General features: G+C 70.0%; 21 protein-coding genes and 1 pseudogene. 14 read left to right on the forward strand and 8 right to left on the reverse strand.

The window, feature by feature from the left end; translation table 11 throughout:
* Positions 1 to 37 precede the first annotated feature (37 nt).
* From CY652_RS17480 to CY652_RS17525, 10 genes are all read left to right on the forward strand, one after another.
* The gene (locus CY652_RS17480; RefSeq protein ID WP_102131978.1) at positions 38 to 601 is read left to right on the forward strand and encodes an RNA polymerase sigma factor; all 564 of its coding nucleotides are present in this window, start codon (positions 38 to 40) and stop codon (positions 599 to 601) included.
* Positions 598 to 1023 carry a DUF3619 family protein gene (locus CY652_RS17485; protein WP_102131979.1) on the forward strand — a complete coding sequence of 142 codons (426 nt, stop codon included), beginning with the start codon at positions 598 to 600 and terminating at the stop codon, positions 1021 to 1023. Before CY652_RS17480 ends, CY652_RS17485 begins: the two co-directional genes overlap by 4 nt.
* 16 nt (positions 1024 to 1039) lie before the next feature.
* Positions 1040 to 1774, forward strand: coding sequence for a DUF3106 domain-containing protein (locus CY652_RS17490; RefSeq protein WP_102131980.1), 735 nt, complete (start codon positions 1040 to 1042; stop codon positions 1772 to 1774).
* A 65-nt stretch (positions 1775 to 1839) separates the two neighbouring features.
* Entirely contained in the window at positions 1840 to 2358 is a 519-nt protein-coding gene (locus CY652_RS17495) for an RDD family protein (protein ID WP_102132060.1), read from the forward strand.
* 251 nt (positions 2359 to 2609) lie between these two features.
* Positions 2610 to 3554 (forward strand): UDP-2,3-diacylglucosamine diphosphatase, encoded by a 945-nt coding sequence (locus CY652_RS17500; protein ID WP_102131981.1) that lies wholly within the window; start codon positions 2610 to 2612, stop codon positions 3552 to 3554.
* 107 nt (positions 3555 to 3661) lie between these two features.
* The gene (locus tag CY652_RS17505; protein WP_102131982.1) at positions 3662 to 4693 is read left to right on the forward strand and encodes a glycosyltransferase family 4 protein; all 1032 of its coding nucleotides are present in this window, start codon (positions 3662 to 3664) and stop codon (positions 4691 to 4693) included.
* A gap of 174 nt (positions 4694 to 4867) precedes the next feature.
* Positions 4868 to 5410 (forward strand): diacylglycerol kinase, encoded by a 543-nt coding sequence (locus CY652_RS17510; RefSeq protein ID WP_102131983.1) that lies wholly within the window; start codon positions 4868 to 4870, stop codon positions 5408 to 5410.
* A 198-nt stretch (positions 5411 to 5608) separates the two neighbouring features.
* Positions 5609 to 6349 carry a TetR/AcrR family transcriptional regulator gene (locus CY652_RS17515; protein ID WP_102131984.1) on the forward strand — a complete coding sequence of 247 codons (741 nt, stop codon included), beginning with the start codon at positions 5609 to 5611 and terminating at the stop codon, positions 6347 to 6349.
* Positions 6346 to 6930 carry a TIGR00730 family Rossman fold protein gene (locus CY652_RS17520; protein ID WP_102131985.1) on the forward strand — a complete coding sequence of 195 codons (585 nt, stop codon included), beginning with the start codon at positions 6346 to 6348 and terminating at the stop codon, positions 6928 to 6930. Before CY652_RS17515 ends, CY652_RS17520 begins: the two co-directional genes overlap by 4 nt.
* Positions 6931 to 6978: 48 nt before the next feature.
* A complete protein-coding gene (locus CY652_RS17525) occupies positions 6979 to 7725 on the forward strand; it encodes an SDR family oxidoreductase (RefSeq protein ID WP_102131986.1) in 747 nt (248 codons plus the stop codon).
* Between the two features lie 40 nt (positions 7726 to 7765).
* Here CY652_RS17525 and CY652_RS17530 read toward each other — a convergent pair whose 3' ends face one another.
* From CY652_RS17530 to CY652_RS17565, 8 genes and pseudogenes are all read right to left on the reverse strand, one after another.
* A complete protein-coding gene (locus CY652_RS17530; protein ID WP_102131987.1) occupies positions 7766 to 8176 on the reverse strand; it encodes a group II truncated hemoglobin in 411 nt (136 codons plus the stop codon).
* A gap of 96 nt (positions 8177 to 8272) precedes the next feature.
* On the reverse strand, positions 8273 to 10783 hold the full coding sequence (locus CY652_RS17535) for an ABC transporter permease (RefSeq protein ID WP_102132061.1): 2511 nt from the start codon (positions 10781 to 10783) through the stop codon (positions 8273 to 8275).
* A gap of 92 nt (positions 10784 to 10875) precedes the next feature.
* A complete protein-coding gene (locus tag CY652_RS17540) occupies positions 10876 to 11493 on the reverse strand; it encodes a DUF4126 domain-containing protein (protein ID WP_102131988.1) in 618 nt (205 codons plus the stop codon).
* 347 nt (positions 11494 to 11840) lie between these two features.
* Complete coding sequence (kdpE, locus tag CY652_RS17545) at positions 11841 to 12539, reverse strand: two-component system response regulator KdpE (protein ID WP_102131989.1); 699 nt, start codon at positions 12537 to 12539, stop codon at positions 11841 to 11843.
* Positions 12536 to 14284, reverse strand: a pseudogene (locus tag CY652_RS17550) (DUF4118 domain-containing protein); the annotation flags it as partial. The gene kdpE and the pseudogene CY652_RS17550, both read right to left, overlap by 4 nt.
* Before the next feature lie 307 nt (positions 14285 to 14591).
* Positions 14592 to 15566, reverse strand: a complete 975-nt coding sequence (locus CY652_RS17555) for a quinone oxidoreductase family protein (protein ID WP_102131991.1) — start codon at positions 15564 to 15566, stop codon at positions 14592 to 14594.
* A gap of 75 nt (positions 15567 to 15641) precedes the next feature.
* A complete protein-coding gene (locus CY652_RS17560) occupies positions 15642 to 16064 on the reverse strand; it encodes a methylglyoxal synthase (RefSeq protein ID WP_102131992.1) in 423 nt (140 codons plus the stop codon).
* A 3-nt stretch (positions 16065 to 16067) separates the two neighbouring features.
* On the reverse strand, positions 16068 to 16847 hold the full coding sequence (locus CY652_RS17565) for an SDR family oxidoreductase (protein ID WP_102131993.1): 780 nt from the start codon (positions 16845 to 16847) through the stop codon (positions 16068 to 16070).
* Between the two features lie 182 nt (positions 16848 to 17029).
* On the opposite strand from CY652_RS17565, the gene upp reads away from it, so the two are divergent.
* From upp to hemF, 4 genes are all read left to right on the forward strand, one after another.
* Positions 17030 to 17680, forward strand: coding sequence for a uracil phosphoribosyltransferase (upp, locus tag CY652_RS17570; RefSeq protein ID WP_102131994.1), 651 nt, complete (start codon positions 17030 to 17032; stop codon positions 17678 to 17680).
* A gap of 531 nt (positions 17681 to 18211) precedes the next feature.
* Positions 18212 to 18940, forward strand: coding sequence for a YebC/PmpR family DNA-binding transcriptional regulator (locus CY652_RS17575; RefSeq protein ID WP_102131995.1), 729 nt, complete (start codon positions 18212 to 18214; stop codon positions 18938 to 18940).
* A 215-nt stretch (positions 18941 to 19155) separates the two neighbouring features.
* Complete coding sequence (gene purD, locus CY652_RS17580; protein WP_102131996.1) at positions 19156 to 20436, forward strand: phosphoribosylamine--glycine ligase; 1281 nt, start codon at positions 19156 to 19158, stop codon at positions 20434 to 20436.
* A gap of 275 nt (positions 20437 to 20711) precedes the next feature.
* Positions 20712 to 21635 (forward strand): oxygen-dependent coproporphyrinogen oxidase, encoded by a 924-nt coding sequence (gene hemF / locus CY652_RS17585; RefSeq protein ID WP_102131997.1) that lies wholly within the window; start codon positions 20712 to 20714, stop codon positions 21633 to 21635.
* The last annotated feature ends 1 nt before the right edge of the window (position 21636 follow it).

The following is a 21636-nucleotide window of genomic DNA, read 5'->3' on the forward strand; positions in this document are numbered from 1 at the left end:
AACGATTACGCGCACTGGCTGCGCCGACCCGCAACGGATGGCTTCAGACAAGGAACTCGCCGATTTTCTGGCGGGCGTCGAAAGACGCGCGTTCAAGCAGACGGTCTACGCCGTACGGGACGACGACGCTTCGCTCGACATCGTGCAGGACGCGATGATCAAGCTGGCGGAAAAATACGGGGACCGCCCCGCCGCCGAGCTGCCGCTGCTGTTCCAGCGCATCCTCCAGAACGCGACGCACGACTATTTCCGCCGGCAAAAGGTGCGCAACACCTGGGTCAGCCTGTTCTCGTCGCTCGGCAATACCGACGACGACGAATTCGACCCCCTCGAGACGCTCAGCGCCGAAGCGGGCGGGGCCGGCGTGGAAAGCGGCGAGGAACAGCTCGAACGCGAACAGATCCTCCAGCTCATCGACGACGAGATCCGGAAATTGCCGGCGCGTCAACGAGAGGCGTTTCTGATGCGTTACTGGGAAGACATGGATGTCGCCGAGACTGCCGCCGCGATGGGCTGCTCCGAAGGCAGCGTGAAAACGCACTGCTCGAGAGCCACCCATACGCTGGCCCAAGCGCTCAAGGCCAAAGGAATCACGCTATGAGCTCCGCTCTCGAAACCAAAGAACTCGAGTTTGCGCGGGAGCTGCGCCGTGCGCTCGACGAGAACGCCGCCCGCATCGCTCCCGCAGCCGCTGCCCGCCTCGCCGCCGCGCGCCAGGTCGCGCTGACGCGCAAGAAAACCGCACCGGAAAGCGTGCGCGTCGCCGCGCCCGTTTTCGTCATGGCCGGCGTCCCGGCGGGCCTGCCGGCGCAACTGCCACGCCGCCGGTCGCCGCTCGCGCGCTTCGTGCTGGCGTGGCCGCTCGTCGCCCTCGTCGCGGGCATTTTCTTTATCGCCTATTGGGAAAACCAGCAACGCGCCGCGGAACTCGCCGATATCGACGCCGCCATGCTGAGCGACGACCTGCCGCTCACCGCGTATCTCGACCACGGTTTCAACGCGTACCTGTCGCGCACGCACTGACCGGGAGACCTGCCGGGTGAATTACAAGCGAGGGCTCGCCGTGGTCGTGGGATGCGTGACTGCCGCGCTCGTCTCGTTTGCGGCCACCTATCCGCGCTTCCATCCCGCCGCGCCGGCGGGCGTCGTCGCACCCACGCCGGCCGCCTCCGACGCGTCCGCCGGCAAGACCGCCACGCCGTCGGAACCGTCGCTCGTGGCCGGCCTGAATCCGCTGCGGCACAACGGTAGTCCGCTCGCCTGGGCGCGCCTGACCGACGCCCAGCGCGCGGCGCTCGCGCCGTTCGCCGGCCAGTGGGACCGATTCAGCGAGGCTCGCCGGCGCAAATGGCTGAGGATCGCGGCGCGTTACCCGAGGATGTCGCCCGATGCGCAAAAGCGGCTCCACGATCGCATGAACGAGTGGGTCCGCATGACGCCCGATCAGCGGCGCATCGCGCGGGAGAACTATCAGGCCTCGAAGTCGCTGCCGCCGCAGGCGCGCCAGAAGGCGTGGAAGGCCTACCAGCAGTTGCCCGAGGACCAGAAGGAACGACTCGCCGCCAGCGAGCGCCGGCGCCGGACCGTCGTCAGCGCGCCGCCGACGGGCAAGCCCGAGATTCGCGACATCGAGCGCCTCGTCGACGGACGCGAGCACCGCGCCGGGCACGCGCCCGTCGCCCTTTCGCCTGCCACGGCGAGCGTTCCGGCGTCGGGCGTCGCCCCCGCTGCGCCGTTGCCGCCGGCCACGCCGACCGGCGCCCGTCCGGGCTGAGCCAGCTCCCGGGCGCCCGCGGACCATCGTCATCGTTGGACGACGCCGACACGCCCGGAACCGCCGTGCCAGACCGTCGGCCTTCCGCCCCCGTCCACCGTTCCGAACCGGCAAGCCTCCGGCGCCGGCTTGCCGCGCTCGCCTACGAGACCGTGCTGCTATGCGGCGTCGTCTTCATCGCAGGTCTCGCCTTCAGCCTGCTGGCGCACCCGCACAACGGGTTCGTCCATCGCCGGCTCATGTCGGTCTGGCTTGCCCTCGTGATCGGGCTCTATTTCGTCGGCTTCTGGCATCACGGCGGCCAGACGCTGCCGATGAAAACGTGGCGGCTGCGCGTGGCCGGCCCGGACGATGCCTCCCCATCGACCGGCCGCGCGACGCTGCGCTACCTGGCCGCCTGGCTGTGGTTCCTGCCCCCGCTCGCGCTGCACCCGCTGCTGCGCCTGCCGCTGCCGGCCACGCTCGCGCTCGAAGCCGTCTGGATCGCACTCTGGGCCGCCGCCGCGCGCCTTGACCGCGACCGGCAATTCCCGCACGACCGGCTTGCGGGCACGCGAATCGTCGTCGTGCCACACTTGCGCTAAAGCGAGCGGCCCGACCGCGCCCGACTCTCGCAACACCCCCGACAGTGTGGCAATCACACAACGCCGGCCTGTCATACCGACGTCACATCGACCTCGCTCAAAGTCGGCTCCGGCCGGCAACCCGCGCCGCACCAGGGCCTGCCGGCGCAGGCTCGCGATCCGAAACGCCGTAACAAGAACTTCTCGTGACTGTCATGGCTCCGTCACGCCCGAATGGCGGAATGCGCCTATCGCAACCTGCCGCGCGAGCCATGGCACCCAAAACGTCCGTGACCTCATTCTTCCGACAGACGACTGGCCAGGACACCGACCCCGTCGCGTTCCACCCGAGTCCGCCGGCCGGTTCACCGCCTTCTCCGCCTTTCGTGCAACAGGACCCGTCCCCCCCCGCCCAGGACGACGATCACCCCACCCCGAATCGCTACCGCACCATCTGGCTGTCCGACATCCATCTGGGTTCGGGCGGTTGCCAGGCCAACTACCTGCTCGACTTCCTCCGCCACAACGAATCCGAGTACCTCTACCTCGTCGGCGACATCATCGACGGCTGGCAGTTGAGGAAAGGCTGGTACTGGCCGCAGGCCCACAACGACGTCGTGCAGAAAATTCTGCGCAAGGCGCGCAAGGGCACCCAGGTCGTCTACATTCCGGGCAATCACGACGAGGTCGTGCGCCAGTTCTGCAACCTCGCGTTCGGCGACATCCACGTGCGCGAGGAGGCGTTCCACACGACGCTGACGGGCAAGCGCCTGTGGGTCGTGCACGGCGACCTGTTCGACGGCGTGATCCAGCATGCCAAGTGGCTCGCCTACCTCGGCGACTCCGCCTACACGCTGATCCTGCTGCTCAACCGCTGGTTCAACCGCATCCGCAGCCGGCTCGGCTTCCAGTACTGGTCGCTCTCGCAGTACCTCAAGCATCAGGTCAAGAACGCCGTGAACTTCATCTCGTCGTTCGAGCGGGTCATGACCGACGAGGCGCGCCGCCGCGGCTGCGACGGCGTGGTCTGCGGGCACATCCACAAGGCCGAGATCCGCGACATCGACGGGCTGCTCTACTGCAACGACGGCGACTGGGTCGAAAGCCTCTCGGCGCTCGTCGAAACCTTCGAGGGCGAGCTGCGCATCGTCTACTGGACCGTCATGCAGTCGCCGGCGGAGAGCGCGAAGCGCGGCAAGACGAAGGTCAATGCCTAGCCGAACGACAGTCGCTCCGCCGGCGCCCGTTTCGCGCGCCGATGCCATCGACGCTTGACCGCCGATTAATTAATCAATCAACTGACCGATCAGAGGACCGACGCGCAATGAAAGTAATGATCGTGACCGATGCATGGGAGCCGCAGGTCAACGGCGTGGTACGCACCCTCAAGAGCACGATCCGCGAACTGACCGCGCTCGGCCATCAGGTGGATCTGCTCACGCCGCTCGAATTCCGCACCATACCGTGCCCGACCTACCCGGAAATCCGTCTGTCGCTGTTGCCGAAACGGCATCTGCGCGAGCGCATCGACAAATTCGCGCCCGACGCGCTGCACATCGCGACCGAAGGGCCGCTCGGTCTCGCCGCGCGCGCCTATGCGATCGAGCACAAGCTGCCGTTCACGACGGCCTACCACACGCGCTTTCCCGAGTACGTGCAGGCACGCTTCGGCATCCCGCTCTCGGCCACCTACCGCTTCCTGCACTGGTTCCACAAGCGCTCGCTCGCGGTGATGGCGCCCACGCCCGTCGTGAAGCACGATCTCGAACAGTTCGGCTTCACCAACGTCGTGCTGTGGACGCGCGGCGTCGATCTCGACATCTTTCATCCGATGGAATCGAAGGTGCTCAACACGGCGCGGCCGATCTTCCTCTACGTGGGACGCGTCGCTGTGGAGAAGAACGTCGAGGCGTTCCTGAAGCTCGACCTGCCCGGCTCGAAGTGGGTGGCCGGCGAAGGCCCCGCGCTCGCCGAGCTGAAGTCGCGCTATCCCCAGGCCAACTACCTGGGCGTGCTGAACCAGGCCGAGCTCGCGAAGGTCTACGCGGCCGCCGACGTGTTCGTGTTCCCGAGCCGCACCGACACCTTCGGGCTCGTGCTGCTCGAGGCGCTGGCCTGCGGCACGCCGGTCGCCGCCTACCCGGTGACGGGGCCCATCGACGTGCTCGGCACGGGCACCGCCGGCGCGATGAACGAGGATCTGCAGGAGGCCTGCCTCGAAGCGCTGAAGATCGACCGCGCGACCGCACGCGCCTGGGCCGAGCGCTTCTCGTGGCGCGCCGCGTCCGAGCAGTTCGTCTCGCATCTGAAACCGCGCCCGCGTCCGGCGATGCAGGAATCGGGCGCCACGGCCTGAGCCCTCTACCCCCTCGCCGATTTTCCGCAGGCTCCGATGACACAGCCCTCGACGGCGCGCCGCGCCGACGGCGACGCGGCGCGCGACGAAGCGGTTCTATCGCGCCCGGGTGACACCTCCGGTTCATCCGTCCCCGCCGCGTGCGATACTGTGCGCTCAACGCGCACCGCCGCCATGTCACATCGACTGCCCTCCTCCCCTCCTTCGCCGGGCAACCCGCCGCCGGACGCCCGGGCGCGCGCGGCCGAGGCCGCCGACGCGCCCGAGCCGCTCGGGCCCGACGATCCGCTCGCGCCGCTGCCGTTCAATCCCTACAAGGGCAACCGCGGGCTGACCCGCGCCTGGCACGCGCTGAAGTATTCGCTGGCCGGCCTGCGCGTCGCCATCCGCGAGGAAAGCGCCTTTCGCCAGGAGCTGACGCTCGCCGCGATCCTGCTGCCGATCGGCGCCATCGTGCCCGTCGAGCCCGTCTCGCACGTGCTGCTGCTCGGCTCGGTGTTGCTCGTGCTGATCGTCGAGCTGCTCAATTCGAGCGTCGAGGCCGCCATCGACCGCATCTCGCTCGAGCGGCACGAGCTGTCGCGCCGCGCGAAGGATCTCGGCAGCGCGGCCGTGACGATCGCGCTGCTCGCCTGCGTGATGACGTGGGTGCTGCTGCTCGTGCCGGTGTTCGGTCCGCCGTTCGTCAACTGGTTGCGCACGCTCTCCTCGCACTGACCGCCCTCGCTGCCCCGCCCCGTCGTCCCCGGGACGATCCCCGACTCCCGGACAATCCCGTGCGCGCCGCGCCGATTGCGCAAAAAAGGCCGGTTTATAATCGGACGACACCTTCAGAAGAAAACCAACCGCATCCGGGCAGCTCACGCAGCAGCAGTGCCGCCGCGCGGACCGCCCAGCATTTCAGGGCCGGACGACATGGAAGCCAAACCTCCCCGACGCACCCGCGAACGGATCCTTGAACTGTCGTTGAAACTGTTCAACGAAATCGGCGAGCCGAACGTCACGACGACGACGATCGCCGAGGAAATGGAAATCAGCCCAGGCAACCTGTACTACCACTTCCGCAACAAGGACGACATCATCAACAGCATCTTCGGCCAGTTCGAGCAGGAGATCAGCAAACGATTGCGCTTCCCGGACGATCACCGCGCGACGATCGACGAGATGTGGTCCTATCTGCAGTACATGATCGACTTCACCTGGCGTTACCGCTTCCTCTACCGCGACCTGAACGATCTGCTCGCGCGCAACCGCACCCTCGAAACGCAGTTCAAGCAGATCATCAGCCACAAGGTGCGCTTCGCCGGGCAGTTCTGCGAGCAGCTCGTCGCCGACGGGGAAATGGTCGCGACGCCGGAGGAAATCGGCGTGATCGGGACCAACATCGGCGTGATCGCGACCTACTGGCTCTCGTACCAATACGTGATGAACCCGCGCAAGTACAACGAGCAGGAGACGATCCGCGCCGAGCTGCACCAGGTGAGCGTGCAGATCGTCTCGCTGATGGCGCCGTACCTGCGCGGCCGCTCGCGGCAGTTGTTCGACGACCTCGTCTCGGGCCGGCTGCCGGGACGCGCGTTCCACGACTACCTGCCGCCGCGCGAGAACGCCGACGGCGCGCTCCGCTCAACCGGCACGAAGGACATCCGCGAATGAAGGCAGTGTGCGTTTACTGCGGCTCCGCCCGCGGCGCCAATCCCGTCTACGCGCAGGCCGCGAAGGCGTTCGGCCGCGCGCTCGTCGGCGCCGGGCTCGCGCTCGTCTACGGCGGCGGCAAGGTCGGCCTGATGGGCGCGATCGCCGACGAGGTCATGGCGGGCGGCGGCCGCGCGATCGGCGTGATCCCCGAGCTGCTCGTCGACCGGGAAGTGGGACACGACGGCCTCACCGAGCTCCACGTCGTGCCCGACATGCATCACCGCAAGAAGATGATGGCCGACCTCTCGGACGCGTTCGTCGCGCTGCCGGGCGGCGCGGGCACGCTCGAGGAACTGTTCGAGGTCTACACGTGGGCGCAGCTCGGCTATCACCGCAAGCCGATCGCCGTGCTCAACATCGACGGCTACTACGACCCGCTCGTCGCGATGCTGCGGCACACCGTGGACGAGGGCTTCATGCGTCCGGACTGCCTCGACCTGCTGCAATTCGCTGCCGATCCCGACGCGCTGATCGCGACGCTGCACGATTACCGGCCGGCCATGCAGGACAAGTGGTCCGGAATGCGCGACGCGGTATAGACCGGCACGGCGGCAGGTCTCGACAAACGACGAACGGAGGAGACGACGATGAGCAAGGTGGTCCTGATCACGGGCGCGAGCCGCGGCATCGGCCGCGCCAGCGCGAAACTGCTCGGCGAACGCGGCTGGACCGTGGGCGTCAACTATCGGCACAACGCGCGCGCGGCCGAAGAAACGGCCGACGAAGTCGCCCGCGCCGGCGGCACGGCGCATCTGCTGCCCGGCGACGTCGCGAACGAGACCGACGTGATCGCCATGTTCGAGGCGCTCGAAAAAATCCACGGCCGGATCGACGCGCTAGTCAACAACGCGGGCATCGTCGCGCCCTCGGTCCCGCTCGCCGAAATGAGCGCCGAACGGCTCAGGCGAATGTTCGACGTGAACGTCTACGGCGCCTTCCTCTGCGCGCGCGAAGCCGCCCGGCGAATGTCGAAGGATCGCGGCGGCAGCGGCGGCGCGATCGTGAACATTTCGTCGGCGGCCTCGCGCCTCGGCTCGCCGAACGAATACGTGGACTATGCGAGTTCGAAAGGCGCGATCGACACGATGACGATCGGCCTCGCCAAGGAGCTCGGCCCCCAGGGCGTGCGCGTGAATGCCGTGCGGCCCGGCCTGATCGACACCGAAATCCACGCGAGCGGCGGCCGTCCCGACCGGGCGGCGGCGCTCGGCGCGCAGACGCCGCTCGGCCGCGCGGGCGACGCGGTGGAAGTCGCGCAGGCCGTCGTCTGGTTGCTCGGCGACGCGGCCTCGTACGTGACGGGCGCGCTGCTCGACGTCAGCGGCGGGCGCTGAGGTCTGCCCGCGCGTCCCGGCGCTCTACGCTCTACGCCGCCTAACCGGCGCGATTGCGCATCCAGTCGGCCGTCTCGAAGAACGAGGTCAGCAAGCGCTCGCGCAACGGTTCGGCGAGCCCGACGTCCTCCATCGCCCACGCCATGCAGCGCAGCCACTGGTCGCGCTCGCCCGAAGCGATCGCGAACGGCAGATGCCGCGCCCGCAGCCGGGGATGGCCGAAGCGGCTGATGTAGTGATCCGGGCCGCCGAGCCAGCCGCAAAGAAACCAGAACAGCTTGTCGCGCGAGCCGTCGAGGCTCGGCGGATGCAGCGCCCGAATGCCGGCGAAGTCGGCTTCGAGATCCATGAGATCGTAGAAACGGTCGATGAGCTCGCGCACGCGCGCCTCGCCGCCCACGAGCTCGAAGGCCGTCGGCTCGGCGGACGCTTCGTCGGTCGGGTCGGTCATGCTGTCGATGCAAAAGGGAAAAAACGGAAAACGGGAACGCCGCGCCGGCCTGCTCCGGCCGGCGCCAGGCAGCAAAACCCGGGCGAAGCGCGCATTCTACGCGTCGCGCAGCGACTGCAGCGCCGGCCGGGCCAGCACGTGCCGCAGGCCCAGCCAGCCGCCGATGCCCGCGCACGCGACGCCGGCCGCGATGCCGGCGGGAACGAGCCACGGGTCGAAGGCGAGATAGAAATCGAAAACCTCGGTGGCCAGCACCCAGCCGACCGCCTGCGCGCCGACCGCGGCCATGAGCCCGGCAAGCGCGCCGACCGCGATGAACTCGGCCACCTGCACCGCGCGCACCTGCTGATGCGACGCGCCGAGCGCGCGCAGCAGCGCGGACTCGCGCATGCGTTCGTCGCGCGTGCCCGCCAGCGCCGCGTAAAGCACCAGCACGCCGGCCGCGAGCGTGAAGATGAACAGGAACTGCACGGCGTCGATCACCTGCTCGAGCACGTGCTCGATCTGCGCGAGGATCGGCCCGACGTCGATGGCCGTCACGTTCGGCCAGGCGCCGACGAGGCCATCCACGACGCTGCGCTGCGAGGCCGGCAAATGGAAGCTCGTGATGAACGTCGCCGGGAAGTCGTGCAGCAGCGCGGGCGGCATCAGCACGAAGAAGTTGACCCTGAACGAGCCCCAGTCGAGCTTGCGCACGCTCGTCACGGGCGCCTCGACCTCGAGCCCGGTCACGTCGAAGCGCAGCACGTCGCCGGGCTTCACACCGATCAGCTTCGCGAGCCCCGCCTCGATCGACAGCGCCGGCGCGCTCGCGTCGCCGTACCAGCTACCCGCCGTGATCCGGTTGTCGTCGGGCAAATGCGTCGTGTACGACAGGTTGAACTCGCGGTCCACGAGGCGGCGCGCCTGACTGCTCGTGTAGTCGTCGGGATTGACCGGCTTGCCGTTGATCGCGATAAGCCGGCCGCGCACCATCGGCTCCAGGTCGACGTTCGCGATGCCGTGCGCGTGCAGCCAGGCGGCCACCGCGTCGCGCTGGTCGGGCTGGATGTCGATCAGGAACTCGTTGGGCGCGTCGGGCGGCGTCGACTGGCGCCAGCCCGCGATCAGGTCGTTGCGCGTCATCGCGATCAGCAGCAGACACATGAGGCCGATGGCGAGCGCCGTGATCTGCAGCGCACTCGCGCCGGGGCGCCGTTCGAGCGAGGCGAGCGCGTAGCGCCAGCCGATGCCCGCGTTGACGCCGCCGCCGAGCCGTCCGCGCGCGGTGCGCGCCGCCGCCCAGAGCGCGAGCCGCGCGAGGCCCGCGAAGAGGAGCAGCCCGGCCGCGAAGCCGCCCGCGACGATGCCGCCGAGCTTGAGCTCGCCGGCCGCCGCCACGAGCAGCGCGGCGAACAGTACGATGCCGACGGCATAGGCAAGCCAGGCGGTGCGGCCCGCCTCGCCCCACTCGCGCCGCAGCACGCGCACCGGCGGCACGCGTGTGAGCGGCAACAGCGGCGGCAGGGCGAAGCCGACGAGCAGCACGAGCCCCGTCGCGATCCCTTCCAGCGCGGGCAGCACGCCCGGCCGCGGCAGTTCGACGTCGATCAGGCTGCCGAGCCCGTCGAGCAGCAACAGATGCCCGCCGTACCCGAGCACGACGCCGATCGCGCCGCCCACGAGGCCCAGTGCCGCGAACTCGAGCACGAACAGCGCGCGCAGCGTGCGCTGGCTCGCGCCGAGGCAGCGCATCGCCGCGCAGCCGTCGAGGTGGCGCCGCGTATAGCGGTGCGCGGCCATCGCGATCGCCACGGCCGCAAGCAGCGCGGTCAGAAGCGAGACGAGCGTGAGGAAATGATGGGCGCGGTCGAGCGTCTGCCGGACCTGCGGCTGGCCGTCCTGCATCGATTCGAGTCCGACGCCGCGCATCTTGCCGCCGTCGACGCGCGCGTGCGCCCAGGCGGCAAAGCGCGCGACGGTGGGGTCCGAGCCGGCCACGAGGAGCCGGTAGGTCACGCGGCTGCCGTAGGTGACGAGGCCCGTGGAGGGCAGATCGTCGGCGCGCATCATGACGCGCGGAGAGAAGCTCACGAAGGCGAAGCCGCGGTCGAGCTCCCGCGTGATGATCGCGCCGATCCGGAAGCCGTGCGTGCCGACCTGCACCGTGTCGCCGACGTGCAGCTTCAGCGCGTCGAGCAGTTGGCTATCGACCCAGACCGTGCCGGACGGCGGAATGCCGTCGGCCGCGTGGTCCGGCGCGCCGGGCGCCGGCGCGATCCGCAGCGCGCCGCGCAGCGGGTAGCCCGGCGAAACGGCCTTGATCGCCGCGAGACGCGATACGTTCTGCGCGGCCTGGCCCGGCGCGGCCGTGCCGACCATGCTCGGGAAGATCGCCGTCGTCGCGGTGCGCAGGCCGAGCAGGCGGGCCTCGTCGCCAAATTCCGCCTCGACCGGATGGTCGGCCCGCACGATGAAATCGGCGCCGATCATCTGCCGCGAATCGCGATCGAGCCCGCGCTGCAGGCGGTCGGCGAGGAAGCTGACGCTCGCGAGCGCCGCCACGGCCAGCACCAGCGCAAGCAGCAGCATCGTGAGCTCGCCCGCGCGCCAGTCGCGCAAGGTCATGCGGGCGGCCTGCCCGACGAGATCGCCCCAGCGCATGCGGCGCGACGGCGGAACGGCGGGGGCGGACGCCCCGGCGGGCAAAGTGCGCGGATTCAATCGTGCCGGCTCCTCAACGAACCAAAACGCGAGACCATGTGGGTCGCCATGCCCCGGAAGCCGCCCTGCACCCCGCGCCAGAGAAGCGGCAGCGCCCAGGCCGCGAGCAGCAGGAAGCCCGCGAGCAGCACGAGGAACAGCAACGGGACGAACATCGCGAGCAGCAGGCCGACGAACGTCAGGCCGTCCTCGGCGCCCGAGGCCACGACGTTCGACACCGGCTCGGGCGAAAGGTTGATGAGCGCGCGCGTGCCGGCCTTCGCGAGATGCGCGGTGCCGGCGAGCGTGCCGCCCGCCAGCGCGGCGACGGCGAGCAGCACGGGGTCGGCATGACCCAGGGCGCCCGCGGCGAGCACGGCGCCGGCAGGAATGCGGATGAAGGTGTGCAGCGCGTCCCAGAGCGAATCGAAGGCGGGGACCTTGTCGGCAAGGAACTCGAGCACCGTGAGCGCGGCGGCGAGGCCGATCACCCAGGGCGAGGCGAGGCCCGACAGCGTGTCGGGCAGATGGATCAGGCCAAGCCGCTCGAGCACGCCGGCCATCAGGACGGTGAGATAGAGCCGCAGGCCGCTGCCCCAAGACAGGCCGGCTGCAACCGATAGGGATTCGAGCATGGCTGCCTCCTCGCGCGACGCGGGCCGCCCTGGCGGGGATCGTGCCGCGCGCGGCGCGAATCGGCGCCGCGGCCGCCGGCCCCGTCGTGCCAGCGGCGCGGAGTGAGTGTGACGATGATGGTGATGCGCTCCATTATAGCCACGCCCTGCGATGGGCCGCAGCCGCATGCACCGGCAAAGGCGGCCCGTGCGGCCGCCGGGACGGAACGTGGTCGTTACGGGGGATTACCGGCTGCCGTCGGCGCGGCCGGTCGCGGCCCGCTTAGCGGCTCGCTTCCTGCGCTCGTCCCTGCCCCGTTTCCCGTCCTTTACGGTCATTTCGCGGCCCTTCCCCGCCGCCATGCCCTTCACAATGCCCCGACGAGCCGGTATCCGACGCCCGTTTCGGTCACGATGTGCTCGGGCTGGGCCGGATCGTGCTCGAGCTTCTGCCGCAGGTGGGCCATGTAGATGCGCAGATAGTGGCTGCTCTCGACGTGCGACGGCCCCCACACCTCGCGCAGCAACTGCCGGTGCGTAAGCACGCGGCCGGCGTCGCGGACCAGCGTGGCGAGCAGCCGGTACTCGATCGGCGTCAGATGGACGGGCTCGCCGTCGCAGGTGACAAGGCGCTGCGCCAGGTCGACGCTCACGGCGCCGAAGCGCACCACCGGGGTCGCGTCGGCGCCGCCCCGGTTGCGGCGGCGCAAATGCGCCCGAATCCGCGCGAGCAGTTCCGAGACGCCGAACGGCTTGGTCAGATAGTCGTCGGCGCCGGCGTCGAGCGCGGCCACCTTCTCGCTCTCCTGGGTGCGCGCGGACAGCACGATCACCGGCACGTCGCTCCAGCCGCGCAGTTCGCGAATCACGTCGAGGCCGTCGGTGTCGGGCAGGCCGAGATCGACGATCACGAGGTCGGGCTTGCGCGTCGCCGCCTCGACGAGCCCCGCCTTGCCGGTTTCCGCGTCGAACACGTCGATCCCCTCGCGCTCGAGCGACACGCGCACGAAGCGGCGAATCTGCTTCTCGTCTTCGATCAGCACGACGGCAAGGCCTGGATCACTCATGGGCGGATTTCCGGGTCATGGGGCAAAGGGACGCGCGGCGGCGCGCCGGCGGGAAGCGTTTGCGCTTCGGCAGCTTCGGCAGCAAGGCCCGGCCCGACGTTCAGCCCGGCCGATTCCTCCGGGTCCTCCGCGCCGTCGGGCGACGGCGGCTCGGCCGCGGCGGGCAGCGTGAACCAGAACGTCGCCCCCTCCACCCGGCCGTCGGCGGCCGTGCGATTGACGGCGCCGATCGCCCCGCCATGCGCCTCGACGATCGCCCGGCAGATCGCGAGCCCGAGGCCGATGCCGGGTGTCGCCGATTCCCGTTCGCCGCGCGTGAATTTCTCGAACAGGTGCCCGCTCATGCCCGGCGGCAACCCCGGCCCGCTGTCCTCGAGGCTCACGCGCACGAAACCGCCGGTCGCCGTGCCCTGCGCCGCAACGCCATCGGCCGTGCCGGCGTAATACGCGCGGATCACGAGCGGCGAGCCCTCGGGCGTATATTTCGCCGCGTTTTCGAGCAGGTTCGCGAAGAGCCGCTCCATCAGCACGGCGTCGAGCTGCAGCAGCGGCAGCCCCGCGTCGAGCCTGACCTGCACCGGATGCCGCGCGAGCACGCGCCGGCAGGCGCGCAACGCGGCGCCGACGGTCTCCTCGACGAGCGTCCACTGGCGGTTCAACTGCAGCGTGCCCGACTGCAGGCGCGCCATGTCGAGCAGGTTCGTGACGATGCCGGTCATGCGCAGCGCCTCGTCGTGGATCGCCTCGGCCAGCTCGTCGCCGGGCTGCGGCTCGGGGGCGCCCGCGCGCGACTGGGCCAGCGTCGAGGCGAGCCCGACGATGGCCGTGAGCGGCGTGCGCAGATCGTGCGAGATCGCCGACAGCAGCGAATTGCGCAGCCGTTCGGACTCCATGTCGACGAGCGCGTCGCGCGCGACCTCGACGTAATGCACGCGTTCGAGCGCCAGCGCGATCTGCGCGGCGAAGGTCTCGAGCATGCGCAGTTGCTCGGGCACCTGCAGCTCGACCGGATCGCGCACGGCCACGGCCAGCACGCCGCGCGTGCGCATCGGCGCCTTCAGCGGCAGATAGCGCGCCGCGGCGCCCGGCAGCGTATCGGTGCCGCGCCCGGCCGGCTTTTGCTGGTCGTACACCCACTGGCCGACGTCGAGGTCGAGCGCCGCGTCGTCGAGCATCGTCCGCGGATCGGCCTCGCCGGACCCGCCGGTTCCGCGCCCAGCGCGCCCGACACGCCCCGCGCCGTCCGGCAGAAGGATCGCGACGCGCGCGCCGAACACCGCGCCGACGTGGCGGCTGCCGGTCGCGACGATCTCCCCGACGGCGAGCGCCGCCGCCAGCTCGCGCGCCATCGCGTACATCGCGCTCGTGCGCTGCTCGCGACACCGCGCGGCGCCCGCCTCGCGGCGCAGGCTCGAGGTCAGGTGGCTGATGACAAGCGAAGTCAGCAGCATGACGGCGAAAGTCAGCAGATACTGCGTATCCGACACCGACAGCGACAGGCGCGGCGGCACGAAGAAGAAATCGAACGCCGCGACGCTCGCGAACGAGAGCACCACGCCGGGCCCCCGGCCGAGCTTCGCCGCGGCGAACACGACGCCACCCAGATAGAGCATGACGAGGTTCGCGAGGTCGATCCGGCCGAGCAGCGCATCGGCGAGCAGCGTGATGGCCGCGCCGATGCCGAGCGCGAACGCGTAGGCGCGCGGCGGCGAACGGCGGGCGAGCGCCGTCAGCGCGCCGCGCCGGCGCTTCGCGTCGTCGCCCTGCCGGCGGTCGGGCAGGGCGTCAGGATCGGGTCGGTTCATGCCTCGTCTGGGGGTTGGATCGCGCGCGTCGGCAAACACGTACCGGATCGTCGCACCGGAACCCGCCGATGGCAACCGCACCGGGCGCGGCCGGCCGGCGCGATAGCCGCAACGGTAAGCGCTCGCGCATCAAGAACGGATTAAAGGAGCCGGGCCCGGCATAAAAAAATCGTAAACGGGCACGGTGCGTGCCGATCGGGCAAGGCCGTCCGCCTGGCGAAACGCCCCGAAGCGGAGCGGGAAAACGCTACGGCACGAGGATGGTCGAGCCCGTCGTGCGGCGCGCCTCGAGGTCGGCATGCGCCTTCGCCGCGTCGGCGAGCGCGTAGCGCTGGTTGATCGCCGTCTTCACCTTGCCCGACGCGACGACCTCGAACAGCTCGGCCGACATCGCCTCGTAGTCGCCGCGCTTCGCGATGTAGGTGAACGCCGTCGGCCGCGTGAAGAACAGCGAGCCGCGCCCGGCGAGTTCCGACGCGTCGATCGGCGGCAGCGGTCCCGACGCGGCGCCGAACGAGACGAACATCCCGAGCGGCGCGAGGCAGTCCAGCGAAGCCGTGAAGGTGTCCTTGCCGATCGAGTCGTAGACGACGAGCACGCCGGCGCCGTTCGTGATCTCGCGCACGCGCGCCGCGAGGTCCTCGCGCGTGTAGACGACCGGGTAATCGCAGCCGTGCGCCTGCGCGATCCGCGCCTTCTCGTCGGAGCCGACCGTGCCGATCACGGTCGCGCCGAGCGCCTTCGCCCACTGGCAGACGAGCAGGCCGACGCCGCCCGCGGCCGCGTGGATCACGATCGTGTCGCCGGCCTTCACGCGATAGGTGCGGCGCAGCAGGTATTGCGCCGTGAGCCCCTGCAGCATGATCGAGGCGGCCGCCTCGTCGCTCAACGCGTCGGGCACCTTCACGACCTTCTCCGCGGCCAGCACGCGCGCCTGCGCATAAGCGCCCGGCGGCCGCGCGACGTAGGCGACGCGGTCGCCCGCGCGCAGGCCGGCAACGTCCGGCCCCACCGCCGTCACCTCGCCGGCCGCCTCCACGCCGAGCCCGCCCGGCAGCGGCTGCGGATAGAATCCGTTGCGGAAATAAACGTCGATGTAATTGAGCCCGACGGCGGTCTGCCGGATGCGGACCTCGCCCTCGCCCGGCTCGCCCACCTCGACGTCGACCCACTTCATGACCTCCGGGCCGCCGGCCCGGTCGTAACGGATTGCCTTGCTCACGACGTCTCCTCCCGTATTGGAATCGGTGAAATCGGGCCGGCCGCACGCCGCGCCCGTCGTGCCCCATGCCCGGCGTCAGATCGAGCCGGCAAGCCTCAGCGCCAGCACGTCCAGAATCATCCGTGCGGTCGAGACGTTCGTCGCGCACGGCACGTTGTGCACGTCGCAGGCGCGCACGAGCGCGTTGATGTCGGGCTCGTGCGGCTGCGGCGTCATCGGATCGCGCAGGAAGATCACCATGTCCACCTTGCCCTCGGCGAGCTGCGCGCCGATCTGCAGGTCGCCGCCGTGCGGCCCCGACAGCATGCGCTCCACGACGAGGCCGTGCGCCGCGGCCACGCGCGCGCCCGTCGTGCCCGTGGCGACGAGCCGGCAGCGGCGCAGCGTGTCGAGATACCCGCCCGCGAGCGCCACGATCTCGTCCTTCATGCGGTCGTGGGCGATCAGCGCGATGCGCGCGTTCGCGGCCTGCTGCCGCGCCGTGTCGTTGCCGCTCATGGCTCAGTACGTCCCCGGGTAGGTGCCGCCGTCGATGAGCCAGTTCTGCCCCGTGATGTAGCCCGCGTGGACGCTGCAAAGAAACGCGCAGGCGCGGCCGAACTCGTCCGGCGTGCCGAAGCGGCCGGCAGGAATGCCGGAGAGCCGCCGCCGGCGGGCCTCCTCGACGGGAATGTTCTGCGCCTTCGCCTGGGCGGCGAGCGTGCCGACGACCCGGTCGGTCTCGAACGAGCCCGGCAGCAGGTTGTTGATCGTCACGCCGGTCGCGGCGACCTTGCGCGCGATGCCGGCGACGAAGCCGGTCAGCCCCGAGCGCGCGCCGTTCGAAAGGCCGAGCACGTCGATGGGCGCCTTCACCGACGAACTCGTGATGTTGACGATGCGCCCGAAGCCGCGCGCGATCATGCCGTCGAGCGTCGCGCGGATCAGCTCGATCGGCGTGAGCATGTTCGCGTCGAGCGCGCGGATCCAGTCGTCGCGCGAGAACTCGCGGAAGTCGCCCGGCGGCGGACCGCCCGCGTTGTTCACGAGAATGTCGGGCTGCGGACAGGCGGCGAGCGCCGTGGCCCGGCCTTCGGGCGTGGTGATGTCGCAGGCCAGCGTACGCACCTCGACGCCCGTTTTCGCGCGAATCTGCGCGGCGCACTCCTCGAGCGTCTGCGCCGTGCGCGCGACGATCGTCAGGTTCACCCCTTCCGCCGCGAGCGCCTCGGCACAGCCGCGTCCGAGCCCCTTGCTGGCCGCGCACACGAGCGCGGTCCGTCCTGCGATACCCATGTCCATCGATTCAGGCTCCTCTCCAGTCTGTGTCGTGCGCGTCGATCGCGCCGCCGGTCTTTCCCGATTCTAGAAGAATCGGCGCCGCCGCGCCCGCCGACGTTTTTGGCGCCCGGCCTTCGGCTTCCTCTCGCTTCCCTTATACTCGGTCTCGAGCCGCCGCCTCGCATCCGGTCCCCCGCCCCGCCATGAAACAGGACAGCCGCTTCCCGAACCTCGTCATCCTCGATCACCCGCTCATCCAGCACAAGCTCACGCACATGCGCGACAAGGACACGTCCACCCGGGCGTTCCGCGACCTGCTGCGGGAGATTACGCTGCTCATGGGCTACGAGATCACGCGCGCGCTGCCGATGACGACGCGGCGCGTGCAGACTCCGCTCGTCGAGTTCGACGCGCCCGTGATCGCCGGCAAGAAGCTCGCGATCGTGCCGGTGCTGCGCGCGGGCGTGGGCATGTCCGACGGGCTGCTCGAGCTGATTCCGTCGGCGCGCGTCGGGCACATCGGCGTCTATCGCGACGCCGACCACCGCCCCGTCGAATATCTCGTGCGCCTGCCCGACGTCGAGGACCGCACGTTCATCATCTGCGACCCGATGGTGGCGACGGGCAACTCAGCCGTGCATGCCGTCGACGTGCTCAAGCGGCGCAACGTGCCCGGCTCGCGCATCCTGTTCCTCGCGCTCGTCGCGGCGCCCGAGGGCGTCGAGGTGTTCAGCCGCGCGCACCCGGACGTGAAGCTCTACGTCGCGGCGCTCGATTCGCACCTGAACGGGCACGCCTATATCGTGCCGGGTCTCGGCGACGCCGGCGACCGGCTGTTCGGCACCAAGAACTGAGGCCAGCAGACCGGCAAACGGCATCATGACCCCGACCCGCCTTGCGCTGCGCGGCCGCCCGGGAAAATGCCCGCCGAAAACCGTCCCGACCATACAGGGGGCGCAGTCGCCGGGTCCCGGCGTGATAAAATTCGAATCCACCTGAAAAATCGCGCCGAGGCCGGCATGGCTCCCGTCATGGAACCGTAGCGAGAGAAGTGGTAGCGGGACAAGGACGTGGCAACAGCCGGGACAACGGCGTGGGCAACGGCGCCGGCCGCTCTCCCCCGCCGCGGTTCGGGCCGGTCCTGGGCCCGACGGCGCCGGCACGGAACCCCGATCGGTCGCGAACCGCCGGCCAGCATGGGTCGCACAGGGGCGATCCGCGCGACGGGCGCGCAGGCGGATACACGGACGAAACCACGCGGACGGCACCCCGAACGGAACCGAGGCCGGCATTGCCTGCGCGCGGCGCGTTCGCGACGGCGGCGACAATCGCAACGATACTTGCACTATGCGTGCGCCCCGCTGGCGCATGCGACGGAGAAAGGTATGGCGGGTCATAGCAAATGGGCCAACATCAAGCACAAGAAAGCAGCCGCTGACGCGAAGCGCGGCAAAGTCTGGACCCGGCTCATCAAGGAAATCCAGGTGGCGGCGCGCCTCGGCGGCGGCGACATCGACACGAATCCGCGCCTGCGCCTCGCCGTGGACAAGGCGACCGACGCGAACATGCCCAAGGACAACATCAACCGCGCGATCCAGCGCGGCGTGGGCGGCGTGGACGGCGCGAGCTACGAGGAAATCCGCTACGAGGGCTACGGCATCGGCGGCGCCGCGATCATCGTCGACACGATGACCGACAACCGCACGCGCACCGTCGCCGAAGTGCGGCACGCGTTCTCGAAGTTCGGCGGCAACATGGGCACGGACGGCTCGGTGTCGTTCATGTTCGATCACGTCGGCCAGTTCCTGTTCGCGCCCGGCACGCCGGAAGACACGCTGATGGATGCCGCGCTCGAGGCCGGCGCCGACGACGTCGTGACCCACGACGACGGCAGCATCGAGGTGGTCTGCCCGCCCAACGACTTTCCGAAGGTGAAGGCCGCGCTCGAAGCCGCCGGCTTCAAGGCCGAAGTGGCCGAGGTCACGATGAAGCCGCAGACCGAAGTCGAATTCAGCGGCGAGGATGCGATCAGGATGCAGAAGCTGCTCGACGCGCTGGAAAATCTCGACGACGTGCAGGAAGTGTTCACGAACGCGTCGATCGACGACGAGTGAAGGGCCGGATGCCGCGAGACGCGACGGGCACGGAAGGCCCGGCGCGGAACACCGCGACGCGGCGCGCGCGGGACTGCGCCGCGCGCACGGCCTGAACGCCGCGCCGGGTCGCGCACACGCCGGGGTCGGGCTTTGCGCGCATCATGCACAATTGCGCGGCCGATACGCTCGCTGAGCCGTCGGCCGTCACTGTTTTCAAGTCTTCGGGGAATCACATGAAGTTACTCGTCGTCGGTTCTGGCGGCCGTGAACATGCGCTCGCGTGGAAGCTCGCGCAGTCGCCGCGCGTGCAGCTCGTCTACGTCGCGCCGGGCAACGGCGGCACCGCGCTGGACGAGCGGCTCGCCAACGTCGAAATCACCGATCCGGACGCGCTCGCCGACTTCGCCGAGCGCGAGCAGGTGGCGTTCACGCTCGTCGGGCCGGAAGCGCCGCTTGCCGCCGGCCTCGTCAACCGCTTCCGCGCGCGCGGCCTGAAGGTCTTCGGGCCGACGAAGGAAGCGGCGCAACTCGAAAGCTCGAAGGACTTCGCCAAGGCGTTCATGAAGCGCCACGGCATTCCGACCGCCGCCTACGAGACGTTCTCGGACGTCGCCGCCGCGCACGCCTACGTCGACGCGCAGGGCGCGCCGATCGTCGTCAAGGCCGACGGCCTCGCGGCCGGCAAGGGCGTCGTCGTCGCGACGACGGCCGACGAGGCGCACGCGGCCATCGACATGATGCTCGCCGACAACAGGCTCGGCGACGCCGGCGCGCGCGTCGTGATCGAGGAGTTCCTCGCGGGCGAAGAAGCCAGCTTCATCGTGATGGTCGACGGCATGCACGTGCTGCCGCTCGCGTCGAGCCAGGACCACAAGCGTCTCGCCGACGGCGACCAGGGCCCGAACACGGGCGGCATGGGCGCCTACTCGCCCGCGCCCGTCGTCACGCCGCAACTGCACGCGCGCGTGATGCGCGAGATCATCCTGCCGACCGTCAACGGCATGGAGAAGGAAGGCATCCGCTACACCGGCTTCCTTTACGCGGGCCTGATGATCGACGCGCAGGGCAACCCGAGGACGCTCGAATTCAACTGCCGGATGGGCGACCCCGAAACGCAGCCGATCATGGCGCGGCTCAAGGGCGACTTCTCGAAGGTGGTCGAGCAGGCCATCGCGGGCACGCTGAACACGGTCGAGCTCGACTGGGACCGGCGCACGGCGCTCGGCGTCGTGCTTGCCGCGCACAATTACCCCGACACGCCGCGCAAGGGCGACCGCATCAGCGAGATTCCGGCCGAAACCGCCGACTCGGTGACGTTCCACGCGGGCACGACGCTCACGGACGGCAAGCTCGTCACCTCGGGCGGCCGCGTGCTCTGCGTGGTCGGGCTCGCCGACTCGGTGCGCAGCGCCCAGTCCGTCGCCTACGAAACGGTCAACCAGATTTCGTTCGACGGCATGCAGTACCGTCACGACATCGGCTACCGCGCGGCGAACCGCAAGCAGCAGGGTTGACGGGGCTCCGCGCGCCCGGCGGCGACCCGTTCGCGCCGCCGGGCGCGCGTCCGGACACCCTCCTGCGCTACGCGCCCTCGCCCGGAACGATAGGCAAGCCTGAAAAGGCGCGTCCGGCGCCGGCTCCCGGTGCGAGCCCGACATGCGACTCCGCCCCCGGCCGGGGTCCGATCGGCGCTACACTGCCGCTGTCGGCGCGCCCTCGCAGGCGGACAGTCTCCCGCCGGCGATCCGAACGATTCCGCGACGCTCAAGGCGCCGCCCCCTTCTCACCGATGACCGACTCGACTCACGACAGCGCAGCCGTGCGCACCTGGCTGCAGGGCCTGCAAACGCAGATCGCCGACACGCTCGGCGCGTTCGACGGCACCACGTTCGCCGCCGACGCCTGGCAGCGCCCCGACGGCGGCGCGCTGCGCGGCGGCGGCTGCACGCGGATTCTCGAGGGCGGCCAGTTCTTCGAGCGCGCCGGCATCGGCTTCTCCGACGTGTCCGGCGCCGCGCTGCCGCCGTCCGCGAGCGCCGCGCGGCCGCAGTTGGCCGGCCGCGGTTTCGAGGCGATGGGCGTGTCGCTCGTGCTGCACCCGCGCAACCCGTACTGCCCGACCGTGCACATGAACGTGCGCCTCTTCGCGGCGACGCGCGAGGGCGAGGCGCCCGTCTTCTGGTTCGGCGGCGGCATGGATCTCACGCCCTACTACGGCTTCGAGGACGACGCGCAGCATTTCCACCGCGTCTGCCGCGACGCGCTCGCGCCGCACGGCGCGGACCTGTACCCGCGCTTCAAGCGCGGATGCGACGAATACTTCTTCCTCAAACATCGCAACGAAGCGCGCGGCATCGGCGGGATTTTCTTCGACGACTTCTCCGAGCCCGGTTTCGAGCGCGCGTTCGCGACGACGAAAAGCGTCGGCGAGGCGTTTCTCGACGCGTATCTGCCGATCGTCGAGAAGCGCCGTGCGCTGCCGTACGGCGAGGCCGAGCGCGCGTTCCAGGCCTACCGGCGCGGGCGCTACGTCGAATTCAACCTCGTCTGGGATCGCGGCACGCTGTTCGGTCTGCAGAGCGGCGGACGCGCCGAGTCGATCCTGATGTCGATGCCGCCCGGCGCGAGCTGGCGCTACGACTGGCAGCCGCAGCCGGGCTCGCCCGAGGCGCGGCTCTACACCGACTTCCTGCCCCCGCGCGACTGGGTCTGAC

It is taken from the genome of Burkholderia sp. WAC0059 (genome assembly GCF_002870125.1).
In the GTDB taxonomy this organism is placed as follows: Bacteria; Pseudomonadota; Gammaproteobacteria; order Burkholderiales; family Burkholderiaceae; genus Paraburkholderia.

Coding starts and splice junctions, on each gene's coding strand:
- CY652_RS17480 (WP_102131978.1), top strand. CDS start 38: ATGGCTTCAGACAAGGAACTCGCCGATTTTCTGGCGGGCGTCGAAAGA.
- CY652_RS17485 (WP_102131979.1), top strand. CDS start 598: ATGAGCTCCGCTCTCGAAACCAAAGAACTCGAGTTTGCGCGGGAGCTG.
- CY652_RS17500 (WP_102131981.1), top strand. CDS start 2,610: ATGGCACCCAAAACGTCCGTGACCTCATTCTTCCGACAGACGACTGGC.
- CY652_RS17505 (WP_102131982.1), top strand. CDS start 3,662: ATGAAAGTAATGATCGTGACCGATGCATGGGAGCCGCAGGTCAACGGC.
- CY652_RS17510 (WP_102131983.1), top strand. CDS start 4,868: ATGTCACATCGACTGCCCTCCTCCCCTCCTTCGCCGGGCAACCCGCCG.
- CY652_RS17515 (WP_102131984.1), top strand. CDS start 5,609: ATGGAAGCCAAACCTCCCCGACGCACCCGCGAACGGATCCTTGAACTG.
- CY652_RS17520 (WP_102131985.1), top strand. CDS start 6,346: ATGAAGGCAGTGTGCGTTTACTGCGGCTCCGCCCGCGGCGCCAATCCC.
- CY652_RS17525 (WP_102131986.1), top strand. CDS start 6,979: ATGAGCAAGGTGGTCCTGATCACGGGCGCGAGCCGCGGCATCGGCCGC.
- CY652_RS17530 (WP_102131987.1), bottom strand. CDS start 8,176: ATGACCGACCCGACCGACGAAGCGTCCGCCGAGCCGACGGCCTTCGAG.
- CY652_RS17535 (WP_102132061.1), bottom strand. CDS start 10,783: ATGACCTTGCGCGACTGGCGCGCGGGCGAGCTCACGATGCTGCTGCTT.
- CY652_RS17540 (WP_102131988.1), bottom strand. CDS start 11,493: ATGCTCGAATCCCTATCGGTTGCAGCCGGCCTGTCTTGGGGCAGCGGC.
- kdpE (WP_102131989.1), bottom strand. CDS start 12,539: ATGAGTGATCCAGGCCTTGCCGTCGTGCTGATCGAAGACGAGAAGCAG.
- CY652_RS17560 (WP_102131992.1), bottom strand. CDS start 16,064: ATGAGCGGCAACGACACGGCGCGGCAGCAGGCCGCGAACGCGCGCATC.
- CY652_RS17565 (WP_102131993.1), bottom strand. CDS start 16,847: ATGGACATGGGTATCGCAGGACGGACCGCGCTCGTGTGCGCGGCCAGC.
- upp (WP_102131994.1), top strand. CDS start 17,030: ATGAAACAGGACAGCCGCTTCCCGAACCTCGTCATCCTCGATCACCCG.
- CY652_RS17575 (WP_102131995.1), top strand. CDS start 18,212: ATGGCGGGTCATAGCAAATGGGCCAACATCAAGCACAAGAAAGCAGCC.
- purD (WP_102131996.1), top strand. CDS start 19,156: ATGAAGTTACTCGTCGTCGGTTCTGGCGGCCGTGAACATGCGCTCGCG.
- hemF (WP_102131997.1), top strand. CDS start 20,712: ATGACCGACTCGACTCACGACAGCGCAGCCGTGCGCACCTGGCTGCAG.